At 68.1% G+C, this 18,663-nt stretch carries 20 protein-coding genes; 15 read left to right on the top strand and 5 right to left on the bottom strand.

Going from position 1 to position 18,663, the window contains the following annotated elements; all coding sequences use genetic code 11:
• The first annotated feature begins 54 nt into the window (after nt 1-54).
• Both EDC82_RS01760 and EDC82_RS01755 read left to right on the top strand, forming a co-directional pair.
• Nucleotides 55-1,110, top strand: a complete 1,056-nt coding sequence (locus EDC82_RS01760) for an esterase family protein (protein WP_062256561.1) — start codon at nt 55-57, stop codon at nt 1,108-1,110.
• A gap of 68 nt (nt 1,111-1,178) precedes the next feature.
• The gene (locus EDC82_RS01755) at nt 1,179-1,583 is read left to right on the top strand and encodes a phage holin family protein (protein WP_062256563.1); all 405 of its coding nucleotides are present in this window, start codon (nt 1,179-1,181) and stop codon (nt 1,581-1,583) included.
• A 3-nt stretch (nt 1,584-1,586) separates the two neighbouring features.
• On the opposite strand, the gene EDC82_RS15200 is transcribed toward EDC82_RS01755, so the two are convergent.
• Entirely contained in the window at nt 1,587-2,006 is a 420-nt protein-coding gene (locus EDC82_RS15200) for an NUDIX domain-containing protein (RefSeq protein ID WP_370448841.1), read from the bottom strand.
• 67 nt (nt 2,007-2,073) lie between these two features.
• Here EDC82_RS15200 and EDC82_RS15195 point away from each other — a divergent pair, with 67 nt between their 5' ends.
• Complete coding sequence (locus EDC82_RS15195) at nt 2,074-2,361, top strand: pentapeptide repeat-containing protein (protein WP_354082245.1); 288 nt, start codon at nt 2,074-2,076, stop codon at nt 2,359-2,361.
• On the opposite strand, the gene EDC82_RS01745 is transcribed toward EDC82_RS15195, so the two are convergent.
• Nucleotides 2,298-2,873 (bottom strand): DivIVA domain-containing protein, encoded by a 576-nt coding sequence (locus tag EDC82_RS01745; RefSeq protein ID WP_131940405.1) that lies wholly within the window; start codon nt 2,871-2,873, stop codon nt 2,298-2,300. The two genes, EDC82_RS15195 and EDC82_RS01745, sit on opposite strands and share 64 nt — an antisense overlap.
• A gap of 124 nt (nt 2,874-2,997) precedes the next feature.
• Here EDC82_RS01745 and EDC82_RS01740 point away from each other — a divergent pair, with 124 nt between their 5' ends.
• Nucleotides 2,998-3,222 (top strand): hypothetical protein, encoded by a 225-nt coding sequence (locus tag EDC82_RS01740; RefSeq protein WP_131940403.1) that lies wholly within the window; start codon nt 2,998-3,000, stop codon nt 3,220-3,222.
• Here EDC82_RS01740 and EDC82_RS01735 read toward each other — a convergent pair.
• Both EDC82_RS01735 and EDC82_RS01730 read right to left on the bottom strand, forming a co-directional pair.
• The gene (locus EDC82_RS01735; protein ID WP_038566655.1) at nt 3,212-4,177 is read right to left on the bottom strand and encodes an NADPH:quinone oxidoreductase family protein; all 966 of its coding nucleotides are present in this window, start codon (nt 4,175-4,177) and stop codon (nt 3,212-3,214) included. The genes EDC82_RS01740 and EDC82_RS01735 overlap by 11 nt on opposite strands.
• Nucleotides 4,178-4,179: 2 nt before the next feature.
• Nucleotides 4,180-4,893: a TetR/AcrR family transcriptional regulator gene (locus EDC82_RS01730; protein WP_074046273.1), complete on the bottom strand. Its 714-nt coding sequence runs from the start codon at nt 4,891-4,893 to the stop codon at nt 4,180-4,182.
• 40 nt (nt 4,894-4,933) lie between these two features.
• Between EDC82_RS01730 and EDC82_RS01725 the strand changes: the two genes are divergently transcribed.
• From EDC82_RS01725 to EDC82_RS01700, 6 genes are all read left to right on the top strand, one after another.
• Nucleotides 4,934-6,211 (top strand): acyl-CoA dehydrogenase family protein, encoded by a 1,278-nt coding sequence (locus EDC82_RS01725; protein WP_062256569.1) that lies wholly within the window; start codon nt 4,934-4,936, stop codon nt 6,209-6,211.
• On the top strand, nt 6,208-7,380 hold the full coding sequence (locus tag EDC82_RS01720; RefSeq protein WP_038566649.1) for a phosphotransferase family protein: 1,173 nt from the start codon (nt 6,208-6,210) through the stop codon (nt 7,378-7,380). Before EDC82_RS01725 ends, EDC82_RS01720 begins: the two co-directional genes overlap by 4 nt.
• On the top strand, nt 7,377-8,105 hold the full coding sequence (locus EDC82_RS01715) for a histidine phosphatase family protein (RefSeq protein ID WP_074039785.1): 729 nt from the start codon (nt 7,377-7,379) through the stop codon (nt 8,103-8,105). The genes EDC82_RS01720 and EDC82_RS01715 overlap by 4 nt, the downstream gene beginning before the upstream one ends.
• Nucleotides 8,106-8,230: 125 nt before the next feature.
• Nucleotides 8,231-9,250 carry a UDP-glucose 4-epimerase GalE gene (gene galE / locus EDC82_RS01710; RefSeq protein WP_131940401.1) on the top strand — a complete coding sequence of 340 codons (1,020 nt, stop codon included), beginning with the start codon at nt 8,231-8,233 and terminating at the stop codon, nt 9,248-9,250.
• A gap of 155 nt (nt 9,251-9,405) precedes the next feature.
• The gene (locus EDC82_RS01705; protein WP_074039679.1) at nt 9,406-10,041 is read left to right on the top strand and encodes a bifunctional 2-polyprenyl-6-hydroxyphenol methylase/3-demethylubiquinol 3-O-methyltransferase UbiG; all 636 of its coding nucleotides are present in this window, start codon (nt 9,406-9,408) and stop codon (nt 10,039-10,041) included.
• A 127-nt stretch (nt 10,042-10,168) separates the two neighbouring features.
• A complete protein-coding gene (locus tag EDC82_RS01700) occupies nt 10,169-10,744 on the top strand; it encodes an alpha-ketoglutarate-dependent dioxygenase AlkB (protein WP_074039678.1) in 576 nt (191 codons plus the stop codon).
• A gap of 69 nt (nt 10,745-10,813) precedes the next feature.
• Here the strand turns inward: EDC82_RS01700 and argS are convergent, their stop codons facing one another.
• Complete coding sequence (gene argS, locus EDC82_RS01695; RefSeq protein WP_006947076.1) at nt 10,814-12,598, bottom strand: arginine--tRNA ligase; 1,785 nt, start codon at nt 12,596-12,598, stop codon at nt 10,814-10,816.
• Between the two features lie 200 nt (nt 12,599-12,798).
• Here argS and EDC82_RS01690 point away from each other — a divergent pair, with 200 nt between their 5' ends.
• From EDC82_RS01690 to EDC82_RS01670, 5 genes are all read left to right on the top strand, one after another.
• Nucleotides 12,799-13,545: a hypothetical protein gene (locus tag EDC82_RS01690; protein ID WP_062256581.1), complete on the top strand. Its 747-nt coding sequence runs from the start codon at nt 12,799-12,801 to the stop codon at nt 13,543-13,545.
• Between the two features lie 177 nt (nt 13,546-13,722).
• A complete protein-coding gene (locus EDC82_RS01685; protein WP_038566642.1) occupies nt 13,723-14,412 on the top strand; it encodes a hypothetical protein in 690 nt (229 codons plus the stop codon).
• A 138-nt stretch (nt 14,413-14,550) separates the two neighbouring features.
• The gene (locus EDC82_RS01680) at nt 14,551-16,089 is read left to right on the top strand and encodes a cytochrome ubiquinol oxidase subunit I (protein ID WP_038566639.1); all 1,539 of its coding nucleotides are present in this window, start codon (nt 14,551-14,553) and stop codon (nt 16,087-16,089) included.
• Nucleotides 16,090-16,105: 16 nt separating this feature from the next.
• A complete protein-coding gene (cydB, locus tag EDC82_RS01675; RefSeq protein ID WP_006947079.1) occupies nt 16,106-17,194 on the top strand; it encodes a cytochrome d ubiquinol oxidase subunit II in 1,089 nt (362 codons plus the stop codon).
• Nucleotides 17,195-17,392: 198 nt separating this feature from the next.
• Nucleotides 17,393-18,613, top strand: a complete 1,221-nt coding sequence (locus EDC82_RS01670; RefSeq protein ID WP_006947054.1) for an MFS transporter — start codon at nt 17,393-17,395, stop codon at nt 18,611-18,613.
• The last annotated feature ends 50 nt before the right edge of the window (nt 18,614-18,663 follow it).

The following is an 18,663-nucleotide window of genomic DNA, read 5'->3' as shown; positions in this document are numbered from 1 at the left end:
CCCCCAGCAAGGGCACCTTTAATGACGCCGAGAATCAGATCAGGGGAGGCCACCTTGTCCATCACCAGCCCGTCGCTGCTCACCCTCGTGGTGATCGGCGCCGTCATCGTGCCACTGGCGCTCGTCCTGGTGCGCCAGCGCACGAAGGCGACGTGGCAGCGCGCCGTCGGCAGTTGGGTGGCGGTCGTCGTCGCCCAGGGCCTCGCCGTCGCCTCCCTCGGGCTGTACGTCAACCGTCAGTACGGTTTCTACTCGAGCTGGGACGACGCGCTCGGCAAGACGGACAACGGCGCGGCCGCCATCGCCGCCGGTGGTGTCGACGCCAGCTCCGCGGGCAGCGGCCGCTTCGAGTCGTTCCCCATCACCACACCGGGCGGTGGCACCGCGCAGAGCGTCGCCTGGTTGCCGCCGGGCTACCACGACAAGACGAACGCCAACAAGCGTTACCCCGTCCTCGTCGTGCTGCCTGGTTACGCCAACACCGTCGGCTCCACCGTCGAGAACCTCAACTTCGGTCAGACGGCTAGCGCTCTCGTCGAGAAGGGGACGACCGCCCCGTTCGTCGCCGTGTTCGCGCCCTACCAGACGGTGCAGGGACGCGACACCGAGTGCACCAACATCACGCACGGCCCCCAGGAACTGACGTTCCTGACGCGGACGGTGCCCAACGCCATCCGTTCGCACCTGCGAGTCGCCAAGGAGTCGAAGCAGTGGTCGGCGCTGGGCTGGAGCACCGGCGGGTACTGCGCGGCCAAGGCGCTCTACACCCGTTCCGGTTCACCATGGGGCTCGGCAGTCTCGATGGGTGGGTACTTCGAATCGATGACGGACGGAACGACGGGCGACCTCTACCGCTCGAAGAGTGAGCGCGACCTCAACTCCCCGTCCTACCTCTACCGCCTCTACCAGATGCCCACGACGCGCATGCTCCTCGTCGCTAGCCGTGAGGACAAGGCGACCTGGACCACCTCGAAGCGCATGGCCGACCTGGCCAAGGCCGATCCGCACGTGTCGGCGATGTGGATCGCGCACGGCGGGCACAACTACAACACATACGTCCCCCACCTGGGCGAGATGATCCAGTGGGCGTTCACCCAACCGCAGACCTGAGGCCGGCCGTCAGCGAGCGCGCCGCTCAGATCGAGGAAACATTCAGCCCTACGGGGCAGAGTGGGTTCATGCGCACACTCGTCAAGGTCGCCATCAACGCGGCCGCCATCTGGGTGGCCGCCGCCCTGCTCGAGGGCATGACGCTCGCGGACGGGTTCACGACGAACTCGACGAAGCTGGTCACGGCACTCGTCGTCGGCGCACTCTTCGGCGTCGTCAACGCGCTCGCGCGGCCCCTCGCGAAGCTGCTCGGGCTGCCGTTCCTCATCCTGACGCTCGGGTTGTTCATCTTCGTCATCAACGCGGCGATGCTCATGCTGACGTCGTGGCTCGCGGGTCAGCTCGGCGTCGCGTTCCACATCGACCGCTTCTGGCCGACCGCTGTCGTCGGAGCCGCCATCGTGTCGGTCGTGTCATGGATCCTGGGGCTCATCATCGACCCGGACGACGAGCGCAGCGACTACCGCGTCTGAGGCTCAGGCCCAGCCCGGCTCGTCACCGTTCTCGAGGTAGACACCGCTCTCGCCGTTCTCGATCGCCGTGACGGCGCGCCGGATCACCTTGGCGGTGTAGGCCGCGACGTGGTCGTCGAGTTCGTCGAGGCCGACGAAGTGGATGCCGGCGATCTCCTTGCGCTGCAGCGCGAATTCGCCTGCCGGACGATCGAGTTCGACGTCGAACAGGTAGAGCATCGCGTCGTCCCAGCCGCGCCACGGCGGCAGCCACGACACGACACGCAGACCTGTGATCGTCGCCGTCGCGCCGAGTTCCTCCGCGATCTCCCGCACGAGGGCGTGCGCCGGTGACTCGTGCGGGTCGACGACACCGCCGGGCAGATCCCAGAACTTCTTGTACGACAACTGACACAGCATGACCCGACCCTCGGCGTCACGCACGAGCCCCTGGGTGATGGTGCGCGTGCGCGGCAGCTTGCGGTTGAGGTAGACCGCCGCCTTCGAGACAGTGTTCTCGTCGGGCAGGCCCTCGGCGTCGACCTCGGCGCGCGTCGCACGACGCAACTCGTCGGCCCCTGCAGGTGTGCCGCTCTGCGCGGCGTCGTCGACCGGCGAGCTCGTCGCGGGGGCTGACTTCTCATCGCCTGAGTTCTCGAGGGCGCGGTTCTCGGGAGCCTGGTTCTCAGGGGCCCGGCTGTCGTGGGCGGGCTTGTCGGGATCGGTCATCGCTCGTCATCCCTCCGGTCGCAGGTGGGCGATCTCGTCGAGGAAGTCGTCGACTTCCTTCGGGTCGTAGCCGCGCCGCAAGCCCGACGACGCGAAACGCGCCTGCGCCGGGTCGGGCAGCTCGACGCCGCGGCGCATCGCGACGACGACGGAGTCGAGGTAGTCGTCGACGTCGCTCTCGTCGTAGCTCGTCGCCGTGCGCCGCAGCAACGTGAAGTGCTTGTCGCGCACGCGATCCATCTGCTGCGAACTCCAGCGCGGCGCGCCGTCACGCACCCCCGCGAAGGCCGCCAGTTCGGCTTCCTGAGCGCGACGTGCCACGTCCTGCGGATCCTCGATCGGCGTGGTGCGTCGCCACACCGACAGCACGGTGCGCAGACCGTCGACCTGCCCGAGGTTCAGCCCGCCGCGCGCGGTGCGCCGCAGCACCATCGCATCGAGGTCGGGCAGCGGCTTGCCGGCTCTCATCGCGATGACGGCGCGACGGCGCAGGCGCTCGACGTCCTCACGTTCGTACCCGATGGTGCTCGGCGCGAAACGCGCTCCTTCGACGCAGGCGATCTGCTCGGGACTCCACGACATGCCCCCACCTTTTCACGTCCTCGCAAACCCCGCCCGTCGACGATCCGTGCTTGGCTGAGCCAAGAGCGCGAGTCGCACCCTCCGCGCGATCGGCGCAGGCGACACGGCTGCTGAGGGGGAGGCCATGTTGCCGACGAGCGAGTACGTCACGACCCACGCAGGTTCCAGTGTCCTCAACGCCGTCCTGGCCGGGATGCTGGGGCTGCTCGCCGTGACGATGTTCGTCGTCGGCGCCCTCGTCGGCGCCACCGGCCTGCTCGTGCGCCGGGCCCGCAGAGCGGATCCCGAGCAGAACGAGGCGAGTACGCCCGGCTCGGCACCGGGCGGCACCCGAACCGTCACAGCGTGAGGACGAGCTTGCCCGTCGCGCGGCGCTCCTCCATCTCGGCGATGGCCTCGCCGGCACGCTCGAGGGGGCGCACCTCGCCGAGTACGGGTGAGAGTTGACCGGAGGCGACGAGCGGCTCGATCGCCTTCCACTGCGCGGGTACGGTCTCGGGGCGCGGCATCCAGAACGCGCCCCACCCGACGCCGACGACGTCGACGTTGTTGAGCAGCAGCCGGTTGACCTTCACCTCGGGAATCGCGCCGCCGGTGAACCCGATGACGAGCAAGCGGCCTTCGACGGCGAGGCTGCGCAGCGAGTCGGTGAAGCGGTCGCCGCCGACCGGGTCGACGACGATGTCGACGCCGCGGCCGTCCGTCAGCTCCATGACGGCGTCCTTGAACCCGTCGGGCGCGATGACGTCGTCCGCGCCGGCCTGGGTGGCGATCGCGCGCTTGTCGTCGCTCGAGGCAACGGCGATCACGCGCGCACCACGCGCCTTGGCGTGCTGGATCGCGGCGATGCCGATGCCGCCGGCCGCACCATGCACGAGCACCGTCTCCCCCTCGGCCAGGCGCCCACGTCGGTCGAGGGCGAACTGCACGGTGAGGTAGTTCATGGGCAGCGCCGCACCCGTCTCGAAGCTGACGTCGTCCGGCAGGTGGAAGACGAACGGCGCTGCGACGCACACCTGCTCGGCCATCCCCCCGAAGCCGGGGAAGGCGACGACACGGTCGCCCACGCTGAACCCCGACCCCTCGGGCGCCTGGGCGACGACGCCCGCCACCTCGGCCCCGAGCGTGAACGGCGGCTCGGGCTTCATCTGGTACAGCCCACGGGTCAGCAACGCGTCGGGGTAACACAACCCGGCGGCGCGCACGTCGATGAGCACCTCGTGCGGCTTCGGCGTGGGGGCGTCGACGTCGTTGATACGGACGGCACCGGGCCCGTCGAGGGTGACGACCTGAACTGCGCGCATGGCTACTCCTTGGTGGGGGTCTGGGAGGTGTGATCGTGAGGGGTGACAGGCTTGGGCACGTCAGGCCCGCAGTCGTGGCGGGGCGCGCCGTCGTCCTGGGGGGAGAAGTGCGACGGCGTGATCGCCACGCCGCTCAACGCGTCGAGCGCCGCCAGCGCATGACGGACGGTGGCGGCGGCGTCGAACTGCTCGCGCACGGCGGGGCGTGTGCCCTGGACGGCAAGATCCTCGACGTACGCGAGCCAGGCGTGGACGACGGCGGGGTGCGGCGTCGTCGAATCGGGTTCTGTGGCAAGCGAATCGAGGACGATGCCGGTGAGGCGCTCCCGCAGCGTGACAGCGACCTCGGCTCCCCCGACGTCGGCGAGGCTGCCCTCGACGAGGGCGCGATAGAGCTCGTGTCGGCGTTCGATCTGAGCGACGAACGCCTCGACCATGGCGGCGAGCGCCGCGCGGCCCGTCACGTCGTCGGGCGGGGTGACGTTGCGCAGGATGCGGCGACCCGCGGCTGCGACGACAGCCTCATAGTACGCGGTCTTCGACGGGAAATAATGGAAGAGCAACCCGCGCGAGATGCCGGCCTCCTCGGCGACGGCGTCGAGCGCGACGTCCTGGATGGGTCGCTCGGTGAGCATCTTCAGCCCGATGCCGAGCAGCTGACGGCGGCGCTCGTCCTGTGTCAGGCGCTGACGGGGTCTGGAATCTTTCTCGCTCACCCTATTGAGCATTGCTCAACAAAGGGGTTACGGTCAAGACATGGACCTCACCGTTTCGCCCCGCGCGGCCGAGATCGCCGCAGACGTCGACACCTTCGTGCGCGAGAGGATCGAGCCCGCCGAGGCCGAGATCACGCGCGACTACGCCGCGATGCGCGCTCGCGGCGAGAACTCGTTCGTCGTGCACCCGAAGATCGACGAGCTCAAGGCGCAGGCGCGCGAAGCGGGGCTGTGGAACCTGTTCCTGCCCGCCGGCGAGCACGGCGACGAGTGGGCCGCACGCTTCGGCACGCGTGGCGGCAAGGGTTTCTCCAACGTCGATTACGCCGCCATCGCGGAGAAGACGGGCCGCACGGCGCTCGCGCCGCTCATCTTCAACTGCAACGCCCCCGACACCGGCAACATGGAGGTGTTGCTCAAGTACGGCACGCGCGAGCAGCAGGAGGAGTGGCTCGTGCCGCTGCTCGAGGGAAAGATTCGTTCGGCGTTCCTCATGACGGAGCCCGCGGTCGCGAGTTCGGACGCGACGAACATGGCGGCGCGCGCCGAGGTCGACGGCGACGAGATCGTCATCAACGGCCGCAAGTGGTGGAGTTCCGGTGCAGCGCACCCCGACTGCAAGGTATTCGTCTTCATGGGTCTGACCGACCCGGACGCACCGCGTCACGCCCAGCACTCGATGGTTCTCGTGCCGGCCGACGCGCCCGGTGTGACGATCGAGCGTGCGCTGCCCGTCATGGGTCAGCTCGACGAGCCGCTCGGGCACTGCGAGGTGTCGCTCGAGAACGTCCGCGTGCCGGCGTCCAACGTGCTGTCGGGGCCGGGTCAGGCGTTCGCCATCGCGCAGGGACGCCTCGGCCCGGGCCGCATCCATCACTGCATGCGCCTCATCGGGCTCGCCGAGATGGCGCTCGAGCGCGCCTGCCGTCGTGGCACCGAGCGCGTCGCGTTCGGCAAGCCCCTCGTGCAGCTCGGCGGCAACCGCGAGCGCATCGCGAAGGCCCGCATCGACATCGACATGGCGCGTCTGCTCGTGCAGAACGCGGCAGCGAAGCTGGACGCCTACGGCACCGAAGGCGCGCGCGTCGACGTCAGCGCCATCAAGGCCGTCGTGCCGCAGATCGCCTGCGACGTCATCGACTTCGCCATCCAGATGCACGGCGGCGGCGGCATGAGCGACGACTTCCCCCTGACGTCCGCTTATGCGACGGCGCGTTCGCTGCGTCTCGCGGACGGCCCCGACGAGGTGCACCTCGGCATGGTCGCGCGCGCCGAGCTCAAGCCTTACCTGGCCGCCGTGAAGGGTGAGGCCAAGTGAGCCCGGCCCCGGACACTCCTGGCGCTCCCTCGGCCCCCACCGCCCCCACGGCGGCGCCCGTCGACGACGTCGCGACGAACGCCTCCGACGTGCGCAGCGAGGATGCGTTCGACGTCGAACGCGTCGCCGCATGGCTGCGTGAGCACGCGCACCCCGACGCAGACACGAGCGGACTCGACGCGGCGCCGGAGGTCAAGCAGTTCACCGGCGGCGCGAGCAATCTGACGTATCTGCTGCGTTACCCGACCCGTGACCTCATCCTGCGTCGTCCGCCGGCGGGCACGAAGGCGAAGGGCGCGCACGACATGCGCCGTGAGCACGACATCCAACGCGCGCTGGCGCCCGTGTTCCCCGCCGTCGCGCCGATGATCGCGTTCTGCGACGACGCCGGCGTCATCGGCAGCGACTTCTACGTCATGGAGCGCCTCGACGGCATCATCCTGCGCAAGAACATTCCCGCTGAGCTGGGTCTCGGCGAGGCCGAGGTGCGGGCACTGTGCACCGCCGCGATCGACCAGCTCGTCGCGTTGCACTCGATCGACGTCGCCGGCACCGAGCTTGAGCGCTTCGGCAAGGGGGAGGGGTACGTCAAGCGGCAGGTCGACGGATGGTCGGCGCGCTACCGCAAGGCACGTACGCACGGTGTGCGTCACGGCACCGGATCGTTCGAGAAGGTGATGGCCTGGCTCGACGAGCATCAGCCACACGACGTCGGAAACTGCCTGATCCACAACGATTTCCGCTTCGACAACCTCGTCCTCGCGCACGACGACCCGACGCGCGTCATCGGTGTCCTCGACTGGGAGATGGCGACGCTCGGCGACCCGCTCATGGATCTCGGCGGCGCCCTCGCCTACTGGGTGCAGGCCGACGATGACCGCATCATGCGCGGCTCACGCCGTCAGCCCACGCACGCGCCCGGCATGCTCACGCGCGACGAGGTGTGGCAGTACTACGCGCACGCGTCAGGGCGTGCGATCAGCCCCAAGGATCAGCTGTTCTACGAGATCTTCGGCCTGTTCCGACTCGCCGTCATCGCCCAGCAGATCTACTACCGGTATGCGAACGGTCAGACGAGCAACCCCGCGTTCAAGCAGTTTCGCGGCTTGGTGATCTACCTCGAATGGCGCTGCCGGCGCCTCATGCGACGCGCGGGACGGCTGTCGTGAGCGTCATCCACCTCGTGCGGCACGGGCAGGCCGGGCCGTCGCGCGCGGCATACGACCAGCTGTCGGAGCTCGGCGAACGTCAGGCACGCCTCGCCGGCGAGGGGTTGGCGGCGCGCGGCGTGACGCCCGACGTCCTCGTCACGGGCACGATGCGGCGTCAGCAACTCACCGGGTCGCGGCTGTGGGAAGCCGCCGGGTGGGAGTCGGACGTCAGCACGGATGCGGGGTGGAACGAGTACGACCACGACGCGATCATCGAGGCGTACAAGCCCGCGTACCGCAACCACGCCGTCATGCGCGCCGACCTCGCGCGTCACCGTCACCCGCGCAAGGCGTTTCAGGAGATGTTCGTCGCGGCCGCATCGCGTTGGGCGAGTGGCGACTTCGACGACGACTATCCCGAGACGTTCTCGCAGTTCCGCGACCGCGTCGCGCTCGCGCTCGGGCGCGTGACCTCGCGCCTCGAGTCGGGGCGCAGCGCCGTCGTCGTCAGCTCCGGCGGGCCGATCGCGTGGGTCGCCGCGGGGCTGCTGACGGCGCCGTCACCGGCATCGACGCTGCCCGCGGCGTTGCCTGACGGTGCGGTGACGGTGTGGCGGCGCCTCAACGAGGTGACCGTCAACACGGGCGTGACGACGGTGCTTGCCGGGTCGGCGCTCACCGCAGTGAGCCTCAACGACCACGCTCATCTCGGCGGGGATCGTTCGCTCATCACGTATCGGTGAGCCCTCGCCGCGGGGCGCTGGGGATGTCGGCTACGGCCGCGGCGCCCTTGATGCCCGAGATGCCCTGGGCCGGCGCACAGCCGCGTCTCATCGTTCTCGGCGGGTGGGGCGCCTAGGCTGAGGTCATGCGCGTACTCGTTGCCGGTGGTGCCGGCTACATCGGATCCCACACCGTCCTTGCCCTGATCGAGGCGGGGCACGAACCCGTCATCGCCGACAACTTCTCGAACTCGAGCCCGGCCGTGCTGCCGCGCCTGGAGAAGATCGCCGGCCGCTCGATCGACTTGCACGAGATCGACCTGACGGACGCTGCCGCGACGAGTGCCCTCGTCGCCTCGGTGAAGCCGGACGCCGTCATCCACTTCGCGGGGTACAAGGCCGTCGGTGAGAGCGTGGAGAAGCCGCTCATGTACTACACGAACAACCTCGACTCGACGTTCTCGCTGCTGTCGGCGATGACGGCGCACGGCGTCGAGAAGTTCGTGTTCTCGTCGTCGGCGACAGTGTACGGGCCCGACGCGCCGCTGCCGTACAGCGAGACGTACGAGCCGCTGCGCGCCACGAACCCGTACGGCTGGACGAAGGCGATGATCGAGCAGATCGTCACCGACGTCGCCGCTGCGTCGCCCGGTTTCAAGACCGCGCTGCTGCGTTATTTCAACCCGATCGGCGCGCACTCGTCGGGGCTGATCGGTGAGGATCCGAGCGGCATCCCGAACAACCTCATGCCGTACATCGCGCAGGTCGCCGTCGGGCGCCGCGAGAAGCTCGGGGTCTTCGGCGACGACTACGACACGAAGGACGGCACCGGCGAGCGCGACTACATCCACGTCGTCGATCTCGCGGCAGGGCACGTCGCGGCGCTGGATCATCTTGACGCCATGGACGATTCGGCGCGCGCGTTCAACCTCGGCACGGGTGAGGGCACGAGCGTGTTCGAGTTGCTGCACGCGTTCGAGCGGGCGTGCGGCCGCGAACTGCCCTACGAGGTCGGGCCGCGACGTGCGGGCGACCTGCCGACGACGTTCGCCGACCCCACGCGCGCTCGCGAAGAACTCGGTTGGAAGGCCCAGAAGACCATCGACGACATGTGCACCGACACGTGGCGCTGGCAGTCGGCCAACCCGAACGGCTTCGGGGGCTGAGCCGACGCCGTTCGGAAACCGCATGGCACGGTCTCTCGAGTCCGTGCCCCGCATGTTCAGGCTTCGGCGAGGCGCCGAACCACGCCCCGTCCTATGCCCCCGGCCCCGGCCCCGATGATGGAAGCAGACGTGCGACCCACGACGAGGAGACTGGCATGACCGAGCCGACGCGCGAGTCGCGACGCGAGAACCCGAGCTGGGCGGAGTGGGTGAGCGAGGATCCGACGCGTTCGCAGTGGTACGTCGACCGCATCCGCGCCATGGCGGCGCGCGGCGACGACCTCGGTGGCGAGGCGCGGCTCGTCAACGCGCTCGTCACGCCCGGCTCACGCATCCTCGACGCGGGTTGCGGGCCGGGACGTGTGGCCGCCGCGTTGAGTGCCCTCGGGCATGACGTCGTCGGCGTCGACCTCGACCCCGTCCTCATCGCCGCCGCACGCGAGGACCACCCGTCGCTGCGTTTCGAGGTGGTCGATCTCGCACGGCTGTCCCTCGACGATCTCGACGTCACGCCGTTGGACGCGATCGTCTGTGCGGGCAACGTCATGCCGTTCATGCCGGACGACGCACGCCGCGACGGCCTGGCCGCGATGCGTCAGTGCGTGCGTGACGGCGGGCGCCTCGCCGTCGGCTTCGGCGCGGGCCGCGGCTACACGTTCGAGCAGTTCTTCGACGACGCCGACGCCGCCTGCTGGCGCCTCGACGCGCGCTTCTCGACGTGGGAGATGCACTCCCCCGCGCATGACGACGGCTTCGTCGTCGCGGTCTTCACCGCTGTCGCGCCGAGGTGAGGTTACGCGCCTCGTGATGCCCCACCCATGCGTGGGATCGCTCGAGTGAGGAAGGGCGACGTCGGGGATGCCCCACTCGTGCGTCGTGCCGCATCATGGGGCGGGCACCTGCCAAGGAAGGGGCGGCATGGGCGAGGCACCGATCGAGCTGCGCGCGACGTATCTGTCGACGGAGGAGGCGGACCACCTCATGTCGCACCTCGTCGGCGCGACACCCTGGCGGACGTCGTCGCTCACCATGTACGGCCGCACGATCGCGATGCCACGCCTCATCGCCTGGTACGCCGACGCGCCGTACACCTTCTCCGGCTCGACACAGCCGCCGAACGCGTGGACGCCCAAGCTCGCCGCGCTGCGGGAGCGTCTGGCCGCCGACACCGGAGCGCCCTACAACTCGGTGCTGCTCAACCTCTACCGCGACGGCCGGGACTCCATCTCCTGGCACAGCGATGACGAAGCCGAGTTGGGCCATGCGCCCACCATCGCAAGTGTCTCGCTCGGCGCCACGCGCGACTTCGTCATGCGCCGCAAGGACGATCACACCGTGAAGGAGACGCTCGCACTCACGCACGGGAGCCTCGTCGTCATGCGCGAGGACTCGCAGAGCGCCTGGCAGCACGCCGTTCCGAAACGCACGCGAGTGACCGAACCCCGCATCAACCTGACGTTCCGTTGGTTCGAGCCCCGCCCGGAACATCCCTGACGCTCCTGCAGGATCGAGCGAATGTGGAGGTAAATCGCCGATGGGGCAGGTCCGGGAGGGCCCCGAGCGTCACATCTTCTCGGGCGTCTCGATGCCCAGCAGCGACAATCCGTCGACGAGGACGCCCAGCGTCAGTTCGCACAACGCCAGACGCGACGCACGGACGTCGTCGTCATCAGCCTTGAGCACCGGGCACTTCTCGTAGAACGCCGTGAACGTCGTCGCCAGTTCGAACAGGTAACCGGCGAGGCGATGCGGCTCCAACGACTCGCCGACGGCAGCCACGACGGCGCCGTAGTCGAGCAGTTTCAACGCGAGGGCGCGTTCGGCGTCCTCGCCCAGCGTGATCTCCGCCGCCGGCGAGTACCCCGCCTCGGCGGCACGCGCGAGGATCGAGCGAATGCGCGTCGCCGCGTACTGGAGGTAGGGGCCGGTGTTGCCCGTCAACGCCAGCATGCGGTCGAAGTCGAAGATGTACTCCGAGTCGTGCGAGACCGACAGGTCGGCGTACTTCACCGCGCCGATGCCGACCTGACGCGCGACGACGGCGCGCTCCTCGTCGCTCATCTCCGCCTTCGACTCGCTGACGACGCCCGCGGCGCGGTCGACGGCCTCGCCGAGCAGGTCCATGAGCAGCACCGAGTCGCCCGAGCGCGTCTTGAACATCTTGCCGTCCTTGCCGAGCACCGACCCGATCTGCACGTGGATCGGCGTCGACTCGGGGCGGATGTAGCCGGCCTTGTCGGCGGCGGCCCACGTCATGCGGAAGTGCAAGTTCTGCGGCGCGCCGACGACGTACACCATCCGATCGCCCTGGAGGTCGAACGAGCGGTGACGCACCGTCGCGAGGTCGGTCGTCGCGTAGCCGTACCCGCCGTCGGACTTGCGGATGATGAGCGGCACCGGCGCATCGTCGCGCCCGGTGAACTCGTCCTGGAAGATGCACAGCGCCCCGTCGGAGACGACGGCGATGCCACGCGACTCGAGGTCGTCGCAGATGCCCGCGAGCTCGTCGTTGTACGTCGACTCACCAGCGAGGTCGGCGTCGGTCAACGTCACGCCGAGCAACCCGTAGACCTTGTTGAAGTACGCCTTCGAGCGCTCCATCAGCTTGTTCCAGTGCGCGAGCGTCTCGGGGTCACCGCCCTGCAGCAACGTCACGCGCTTGCGGGCCCGCGTGTTGAAGTCACCCTTCGAACCGGCGGGCTCGGCCTTCTCGGCCGTGTCGAACTTGGTGCGCGCCGCCTGGTAGAACGCGTTCGGGTCGCTCTCGAGCAGCGCCGCCTCCGGCGAATCCTCGCCCACCTCGAGAAGGTGCTCGATGAGCATCCCGAAGGGCGTGCCCCAGTCGCCGACGTGGTTCTGCCGGATGACGGTGTGCCCGAGCCGCTCGAGCACACGCGCCAGCGAATCCCCGACGACGGTGGTGCGCAGGTGCCCGACGTGCATCTCCTTCGCGACGTTCGGCGAGGAGTAGTCGATCGGGATGATCTCGGTCTTCGCTGCCGGCGCGACGCCGAGCGAGCCGTCCGCGAGGATCGTCGACGCCTGCGCCGCGACCCAATCCGTCGACAGCGTGATGTTGAGGAAGCCGGGCCCGGCGATCTCGACGTCGTCGACGAGTGCCATGACCTCGTCGTCCGCGCGCAGCGCCTCGACGATCGCAGACGCCACCTCGCGCGGGTTCTTGCCGACCTTCTTCGCGAGCGCCATCGCCGCGTTGACCTGCACGTCGGCGCTCGTCTGCTTCTTGTTCGCAGGACGGATGACGGGGTCGGCGTCGCGCCACTCGTCACCGAGGGCCGAGGCGATCGCGTTGCTCAGATGACCGGTCAGTGCGGAGATGGCGTCCATGACGTCAAGATTAGTGGCGCGCGCAAATTCCTTTCCGCACGCCGGCAGCGCGCGGCCCGAACGACGCACACGATCATGCCGGGGCACCCACCGCTCGACTCCCTCGGCGACGAAGGGCACGATGACGGCGCCCGACACGTCTGAACGGTGAAGGCCACCTGCAACACTGGGGGCACAACCAACTTCTCTGGGAGGAAACCATGACGAAGCTCCGCACGTCCGCCCTCGCCCTCGTCCTCGCGGCCGGCACGGCAGCCGGTGTCACCGGCTGCTCGAGCAAGGAGGCTCCGAAGGCCAAGGACGCCTGGAACAAGGCCCAGGACACCGCCGGCGCCTACAAGAGCCTCGAGCTCAAGGGCGAAGGCACCTCGGACGGCAAGCCGGCCACGATGACGGCCAAGGGCGACGTCAACGGCGGCAAGCTCGAGATGAGCGGCAAGATCGGCGACGGCACGATGGACCTCATCACGGTTGACTCCAAGAACTACATGAAGGCCAACAAGGCCTTCTTCACGCAGACGAGTTCGGGTTCGCCCGCGGCATCCAACACGGACAAGATCGCCGACAAGTGGCTCGAGATGCCGGCGGACGGTTCGTCCAACACCGGGTTCAAGGAACTCATCGACAACATCAAGAACGACTCCTCGGAGCCGAACAAGAAGCTGCTCTCCGACAAGGCCACCGTGTCGGAGGACAAGGTCGACGGCAAGGATGCCTGGAAGATCCAGAGTGAGGACAAGAAGGTCACCGCGTGGGTGTCGCAGGAGGATCGCCGCGACATCCTCAAGACCGAGGGCTTCGACAGCGCCTCCGTCGCCTCCACGTCGGGCTCGTCGGCGAAGTCCGATGAGTCGATGAAGACGGTGACGTTCCTGTCGCACGACAAGGATTACGGCATCAAGGCACCGAGCGGTGCCACGTCCATCACGGACGCGATGGGCAGCTGAGGTGTCCCCCGCCTCCCCGACAGGACGACCGCGTTGCCCGCGTCCCGCACGCTCAGCACCATCGCCGTGACGGCGGTGGTGCTGAGCGGCTGCACGATGGGGCATGACGCGGGGCAGCCCGCGTCGGGTCCGGTGAAGGGCCCGTCGGGGAGCTCGACGGCACCAGGCACCGCATCGATGAGCGCCTCGGCCCCTGCGGAACAGCCGAGCGCGAAGGATGTCTGGTCGCGCACCCAACAGTCGGTGCGTGGTTACACCTCCCTGTCGTTGACAGGAACGGACAGCGCGGACGGCTCCGGCCCCAGGGCCACCTTCCTCGGCGAGCTGGACGGCGAGCCGTCGGAGATGTCCTACGAGGGTGACGAGGTGGGCCACGTGACGATGCGTCGCATCTCCCATGACGTCTACCTCAAGGGCGATCGCACGTACTGGGATTCCGTCGACAAGGACGACCCGTCCCTCCAGGGCTCGAGCCCACCGGCGAACCGGTGGATCAAGGTGCCCGAAAGCGCCTTCGCCCAGAAGGACCTGTCCGACCTCAGCGCCAAGTCGTACATCGAGGCCATGGGCGACACCACCGACGCCAAGTGGGGTCACCTCGGCGACGGCACCCTGACGCCCGAGACGCTCGACGGCAGGCCGGCGTACAAGATCGTCAGCGCTGACGGAGACACTCGCGCCTGGGTGACCACCGACGACACGCACGACCTCCTCAAGGTCGTCGACGAGGCCGCGGGCACGGACGACCTGGGCACGGCGACGTTCTCACGCTGGAACGAGAAGATCGCGGTGCCGCGCCCCGTCGGCGCTCTCGACGGTGGGGAGATGGCGCCGGACCCGTCACCGTCCGGCGAGGCCACGACCTGACGCGTGGCCGGCCGCCGGTTCGGGCGCCGCGTGAGGCACGACACGCCTACGTCAGGACCATGGTCCCCACGGATTGCGGAACTCACCCCGTAGCGTGGTTGTGAAAGTCTTCACATTCGTCTCGTCGAGGGGTCACTCATGGATGCCTTGGAGCTGGCGAGATGGCAGTTCGCCATCACGACGGTCTACCACTTCCTGTTCGTGCCGATCACGATCGGCTTGTCTGCCGTCGTCGCCGGTTACCACACCGCATGGTTGCGCACGGGTAACACGCAGCATCTGAGGGTCGCGAAGTTCCTCGGCAAGCTGTTCACGATCAACTTCGCGCTCGGTCTCGTCACCGGCATCGTGCAGGAGTTCCAGTTCGGCATGAACTGGAGCGACTACTCGCGTTTCGTCGGCGACATCTTCGGCGCGCCGCTCGCGATCGAGGCGCTGCTCGCGTTCTTCCTCGAGTCGACGTTCCTCGGTCTGTGGATCTTCGGCTGGGGCCGACTGCCGAAGAAGCTGCACGCCGCGACGATCTGGATCGTCCACATCGGCACGGTGCTGTCGGCGTACTTCATCCTCGCCGCGAACTCGTTCATGCAGAACCCCGTCGGTTACAAGTACAACCCGACGACGCACCGCGCGGAGCTCACCGACTTCGTCGCCGTCCTGACGAACAAGGTCCAGCTCGTCACGTTCCCGCACGTCATCGCGAGCTCGTACATGGTCGGTGGCGCCGTCGTCATGGGCGTCATGCTGTGGAATCTGCGCAAGCGCACTCTTGCTGCCGAAGCAATCAAGGGTGAAACTCTCGAAGGCCGTTCCGACGGTTCGACGGGCGCGACGAAGTTGGCGTCGACCTCCGACGACCTCACGATGTACCGCAAGGGCTCGCGCGTCGGCGCGATCGTCCTGCTCGTCTCGAGCCTGTTCGTCGTCATCACCGGCGACCTGCAGGGCAAGGTCATGACCGAGGTGCAGCCGATGAAGATGGCTGCCGCCGAGGCGTTGTACGAGACGCAGGAGAAGGACGCGCCGTTCTCGATCTTCACCGTCGGTACGCGTGACGGCAAGCAGGAGAAGTTCGCGGTCACCGTGCCCAACCTGCTGTCGTTCCTCGCGACGGGTGACTTCCACGGCAAGGTCGAGGGCATCAACAACCTCGAGGAATCCCAGAAGGCCAAGTACAGCGGCAACGAGCTGACGGCGGCGGACACGTACGCGCCTAACATCATGTGGTCGTACTGGAGCTTCCGCTGGATGATGGGTTGGGGCGCGATCTCCATGCTCATCGCCTGCTGGGTGCTGTGGCTGACCCGCAAGGGCCGCAACGCGACGAACCGCTGGATGGGCCCGGCCGCCCTCGTCGGCGCGCTGTCGCCGGTCGCGGCGATGAGCATCGGCTGGATCTTCACCGAGATCGGCCGTCAGCCGTGGATCGTCAACGGCCTCATGACGACGAAGCAGGGCGTCAGTCCGAGCGTCACCTCGGGTGAGGTGCTGACGTCGATGATCGTCTTCACACTGCTGTACGGCGCACTCGCCGTCGTCGAGGTGAAGCTGTTCATGGACTACATGAAGAAGGGCGCCGAGCCCGTCGCCTCCGACGGTGAGGATCTGCCCGGTGGTCACGACGATGGCCACGGCTCCGCCGGTTCCGACGATGACGAACTCGCGTTCGCGTACTGATAGGCGAGGTTGAACGATGGAACTCACCACTTTCTGGTTCATCATCATCGGCGTGCTCTGGACGGGTTACTTCGTCCTCGAGGGCTTCGACTTCGGTGTTGGCATGCTGCTTCCCGTGCTCGGCAAAGGCAAGGCGGAGGCGACTGGCGTCACCGACCCGGTCACCGACCACATCGGCGAGAACGAGCGACGCCGCCGCGTCATGCTCAATACGATCGGCCCGGTCTGGGACGGCAACGAGGTGTGGGTGCTCACTGCTGGTGGCGCGACCTTCGCCGCGTTCCCGAACTGGTACGCGACGCTGTTCTCGGGCGCCTACCTGCCGCTGCTGCTCATCCTCGTCGCGCTCATCGTGCGCAACATGGGCTTCGAGTACCGCCACAAGCGTGACTCCGACGGCTGGCGCCGCGGCTGGGACGCCGCCATCGTGTTCGGTTCGTTCCTGCCGGCGATCCTCTGGGGCGTCGCGCTGACGAACATCGTCCACGGCCTGCCGATCAACCAGGACATGGAGTACACGGGCAACCTGCTCACCATGCTCAACCCGGTGTCGCTTCTCGGCGGCGTCACGACGATGCTCGTGTTCATGACGCACGGCTGCTTCTTCGTCGCGCTCAAGACCGACGGCGCCATCCGTCACGACGCTCGCGCGCTCGGCACGAAGATCGGCCTCGCGGCCGCCGTCGCCGCCGTCGTCCTGCTGCTGTGGCTGGGCATCGAAGGCGGCTCGGTGTGGTCGTGGATCACGACCGTCGCACTCGCCGTCATCTTCCTCACCGGGCTGTTCTTCAACATGCGCGGCAAGGAGGGCCTGGCGTTCCTGTGCACGTTCGTCGCGATCGCCCTGTTCGTTCTGACGTACTTCCTCATGCTGTTCCCGAACGTCATGCCGAGCTCGACGAACCCGGCGTGGTCGCTGACGACGACGAACGCGGCGAGCTCGCACCACACGCTCGTCATCATGACGTGGGTCGCGCTGATCTTCACCCCGATCGTCCTCATCTACCAGAGCTGGACGTACTGGGTGTTCCGCAAGCGCATCACGACGCGTCACATCCCCAAGGCGGTCGACCCGAGCCGCCCCGACCCGATCAAGGTCCACTGACGACTCACGTCCTGGCCCACGATCGCCCCATGACTTCGCTGTGAGCGAAGGTGCAACAGCAAGCGCCACCACCCCGAGCGGGATGGTGGCGCTTGCTGCGTCGTCCGCCATGGACCGACGAGTGCATGGGATCAACAAGAACGAAGCGAAAGAGCTCGTGCCGTCGTTCTCGCGACGCTCCCGTATCATCCTGACCCCGTGACCACGACACCCACCGCGCCTGCGGCCGCTGAGCGCCACGCCCGCGGTTTCTGGCTGCTTGCTGCGGCGTTTCCCATCCTCATGGCCTACTCGACCGTGCCGACGCCGATCTATCCGCTCTACCAACACCACGATCACTTCCCCACCGTGATGATCACCGCCATCTTCGCGGCCTACGGGCTGGGCGTCATGGCAAGCCTCTACCTCGCGGGCCACCTGAGCGACCAGTTCGGGCGACGCCGCATGATCGCGATCGCCACCGCCGTCTCCCTGGTGAGCGCCGCGATCTTCATCGGTTCGCCGTCCGTGCCGGCGCTGTTGGTCGCCCGGCTGCTGTGTGGTGTGGGGATCGGCATACTGACTCCGGCAGCAACGGCGATGCTCGGTGAATTGCGGCGCGTTCATCGCCCGCACGAGCCGAGCAGTTTCGCCTCGACGGTGGCCTCGAGCGTGAACACTGGCGGGCTGGCCCTCGGCCCCCTCGTCGGTGGAGTCCTCGTGCAGTGGGCCCCGGCCCCCTTGAGGACGCCCTACGTGGTCTTCTTCGTCCTGCTCGCCGGGGTGGGCCTCGCGCTCACGTTGGTTCCCGAGACCAACCCGGCAACACCGGCGAACGAGCGCCCGAGGTATCGACCGCAGCGCGCCGTCGTCCGACCAGGTCATGAAGCCCGTTTTCGCTCAGCGCAGGTCGTGGCCGGCGCGGCCTTCGCTGCACTGGGCATCCTGACGTCGATGACGGGGACGTTCCTGGCGCACGTCGCACATCGCTCGTCTCCGCTCGTGTGCGGCGTGGTCGTCTTCCTCGCCATGGGGGCATCTGCCCTGGCCCAGGTCGCCCTTCCGATCCCCAACCCGCGAACGAAGATCGCGTGCGGCGTCCTGTTCGCCGTCGCCGGCCTCGGGTGCGTCGCGGCGTCCGCACTCACCCACCCCTTCGTCCTGTACGCAGGCGGCGCGGTCATGGCGGGGGCCGGGATCGGCCTGCTCTTCCAAAGTGCTGTCGCCGTCGGTTCCGCGGTCAGCGAGGCCGGACACACCGGGGGAAGCGTGGCTGGTGTCTTCCTGGCCGCCTACATCGGCATCACGATCCCCGTCGTGCTGGCGGGGTTGCTCACGACACGCCTGTCCATCAGCGCGAGCCTGGCTCTCTTCTGCGCGCTCACCTCGCTGGTCGTCCTCGTCGCGAGCATCCCCATGATGCGCGGGGCATCGGACTGAGCCCGTTCATCTCGCACGACGAGGCGCCACGCCACGTGAGAGCCGAGCCC

This window comes from Dermacoccus sp. SAI-028, assembly GCF_004346775.1.
Classification (GTDB): Bacteria; Actinomycetota; Actinomycetes; order Actinomycetales; family Dermatophilaceae; genus Dermacoccus; species Dermacoccus nishinomiyaensis.
The sequence above is the reverse complement of the archived record's forward strand: the minus strand, read 5'-3'. Positions and strand labels throughout refer to the sequence as shown.

Coding starts and splice junctions, on each gene's coding strand:
- EDC82_RS01740 (WP_131940403.1), top strand. CDS start 2,998: ATGTTGCCGACGAGCGAGTACGTCACGACCCACGCAGGTTCCAGTGTC.
- EDC82_RS01680 (WP_038566639.1), top strand. CDS start 14,551: ATGGATGCCTTGGAGCTGGCGAGATGGCAGTTCGCCATCACGACGGTC.
- EDC82_RS01685 (WP_038566642.1), top strand. CDS start 13,723: ATGAGCGCCTCGGCCCCTGCGGAACAGCCGAGCGCGAAGGATGTCTGG.
- EDC82_RS01735 (WP_038566655.1), bottom strand. CDS start 4,177: ATGCGCGCAGTTCAGGTCGTCACCCTCGACGGGCCCGGTGCCGTCCGT.
- galE (WP_131940401.1), top strand. CDS start 8,231: ATGCGCGTACTCGTTGCCGGTGGTGCCGGCTACATCGGATCCCACACC.
- argS (WP_006947076.1), bottom strand. CDS start 12,598: ATGGACGCCATCTCCGCACTGACCGGTCATCTGAGCAACGCGATCGCC.
- EDC82_RS01700 (WP_074039678.1), top strand. CDS start 10,169: ATGGGCGAGGCACCGATCGAGCTGCGCGCGACGTATCTGTCGACGGAG.
- EDC82_RS01755 (WP_062256563.1), top strand. CDS start 1,179: ATGCGCACACTCGTCAAGGTCGCCATCAACGCGGCCGCCATCTGGGTG.
- EDC82_RS01745 (WP_131940405.1), bottom strand. CDS start 2,873: ATGTCGTGGAGTCCCGAGCAGATCGCCTGCGTCGAAGGAGCGCGTTTC.
- EDC82_RS01690 (WP_062256581.1), top strand. CDS start 12,799: ATGACGAAGCTCCGCACGTCCGCCCTCGCCCTCGTCCTCGCGGCCGGC.
- EDC82_RS01725 (WP_062256569.1), top strand. CDS start 4,934: ATGGACCTCACCGTTTCGCCCCGCGCGGCCGAGATCGCCGCAGACGTC.
- EDC82_RS01705 (WP_074039679.1), top strand. CDS start 9,406: ATGACCGAGCCGACGCGCGAGTCGCGACGCGAGAACCCGAGCTGGGCG.
- cydB (WP_006947079.1), top strand. CDS start 16,106: ATGGAACTCACCACTTTCTGGTTCATCATCATCGGCGTGCTCTGGACG.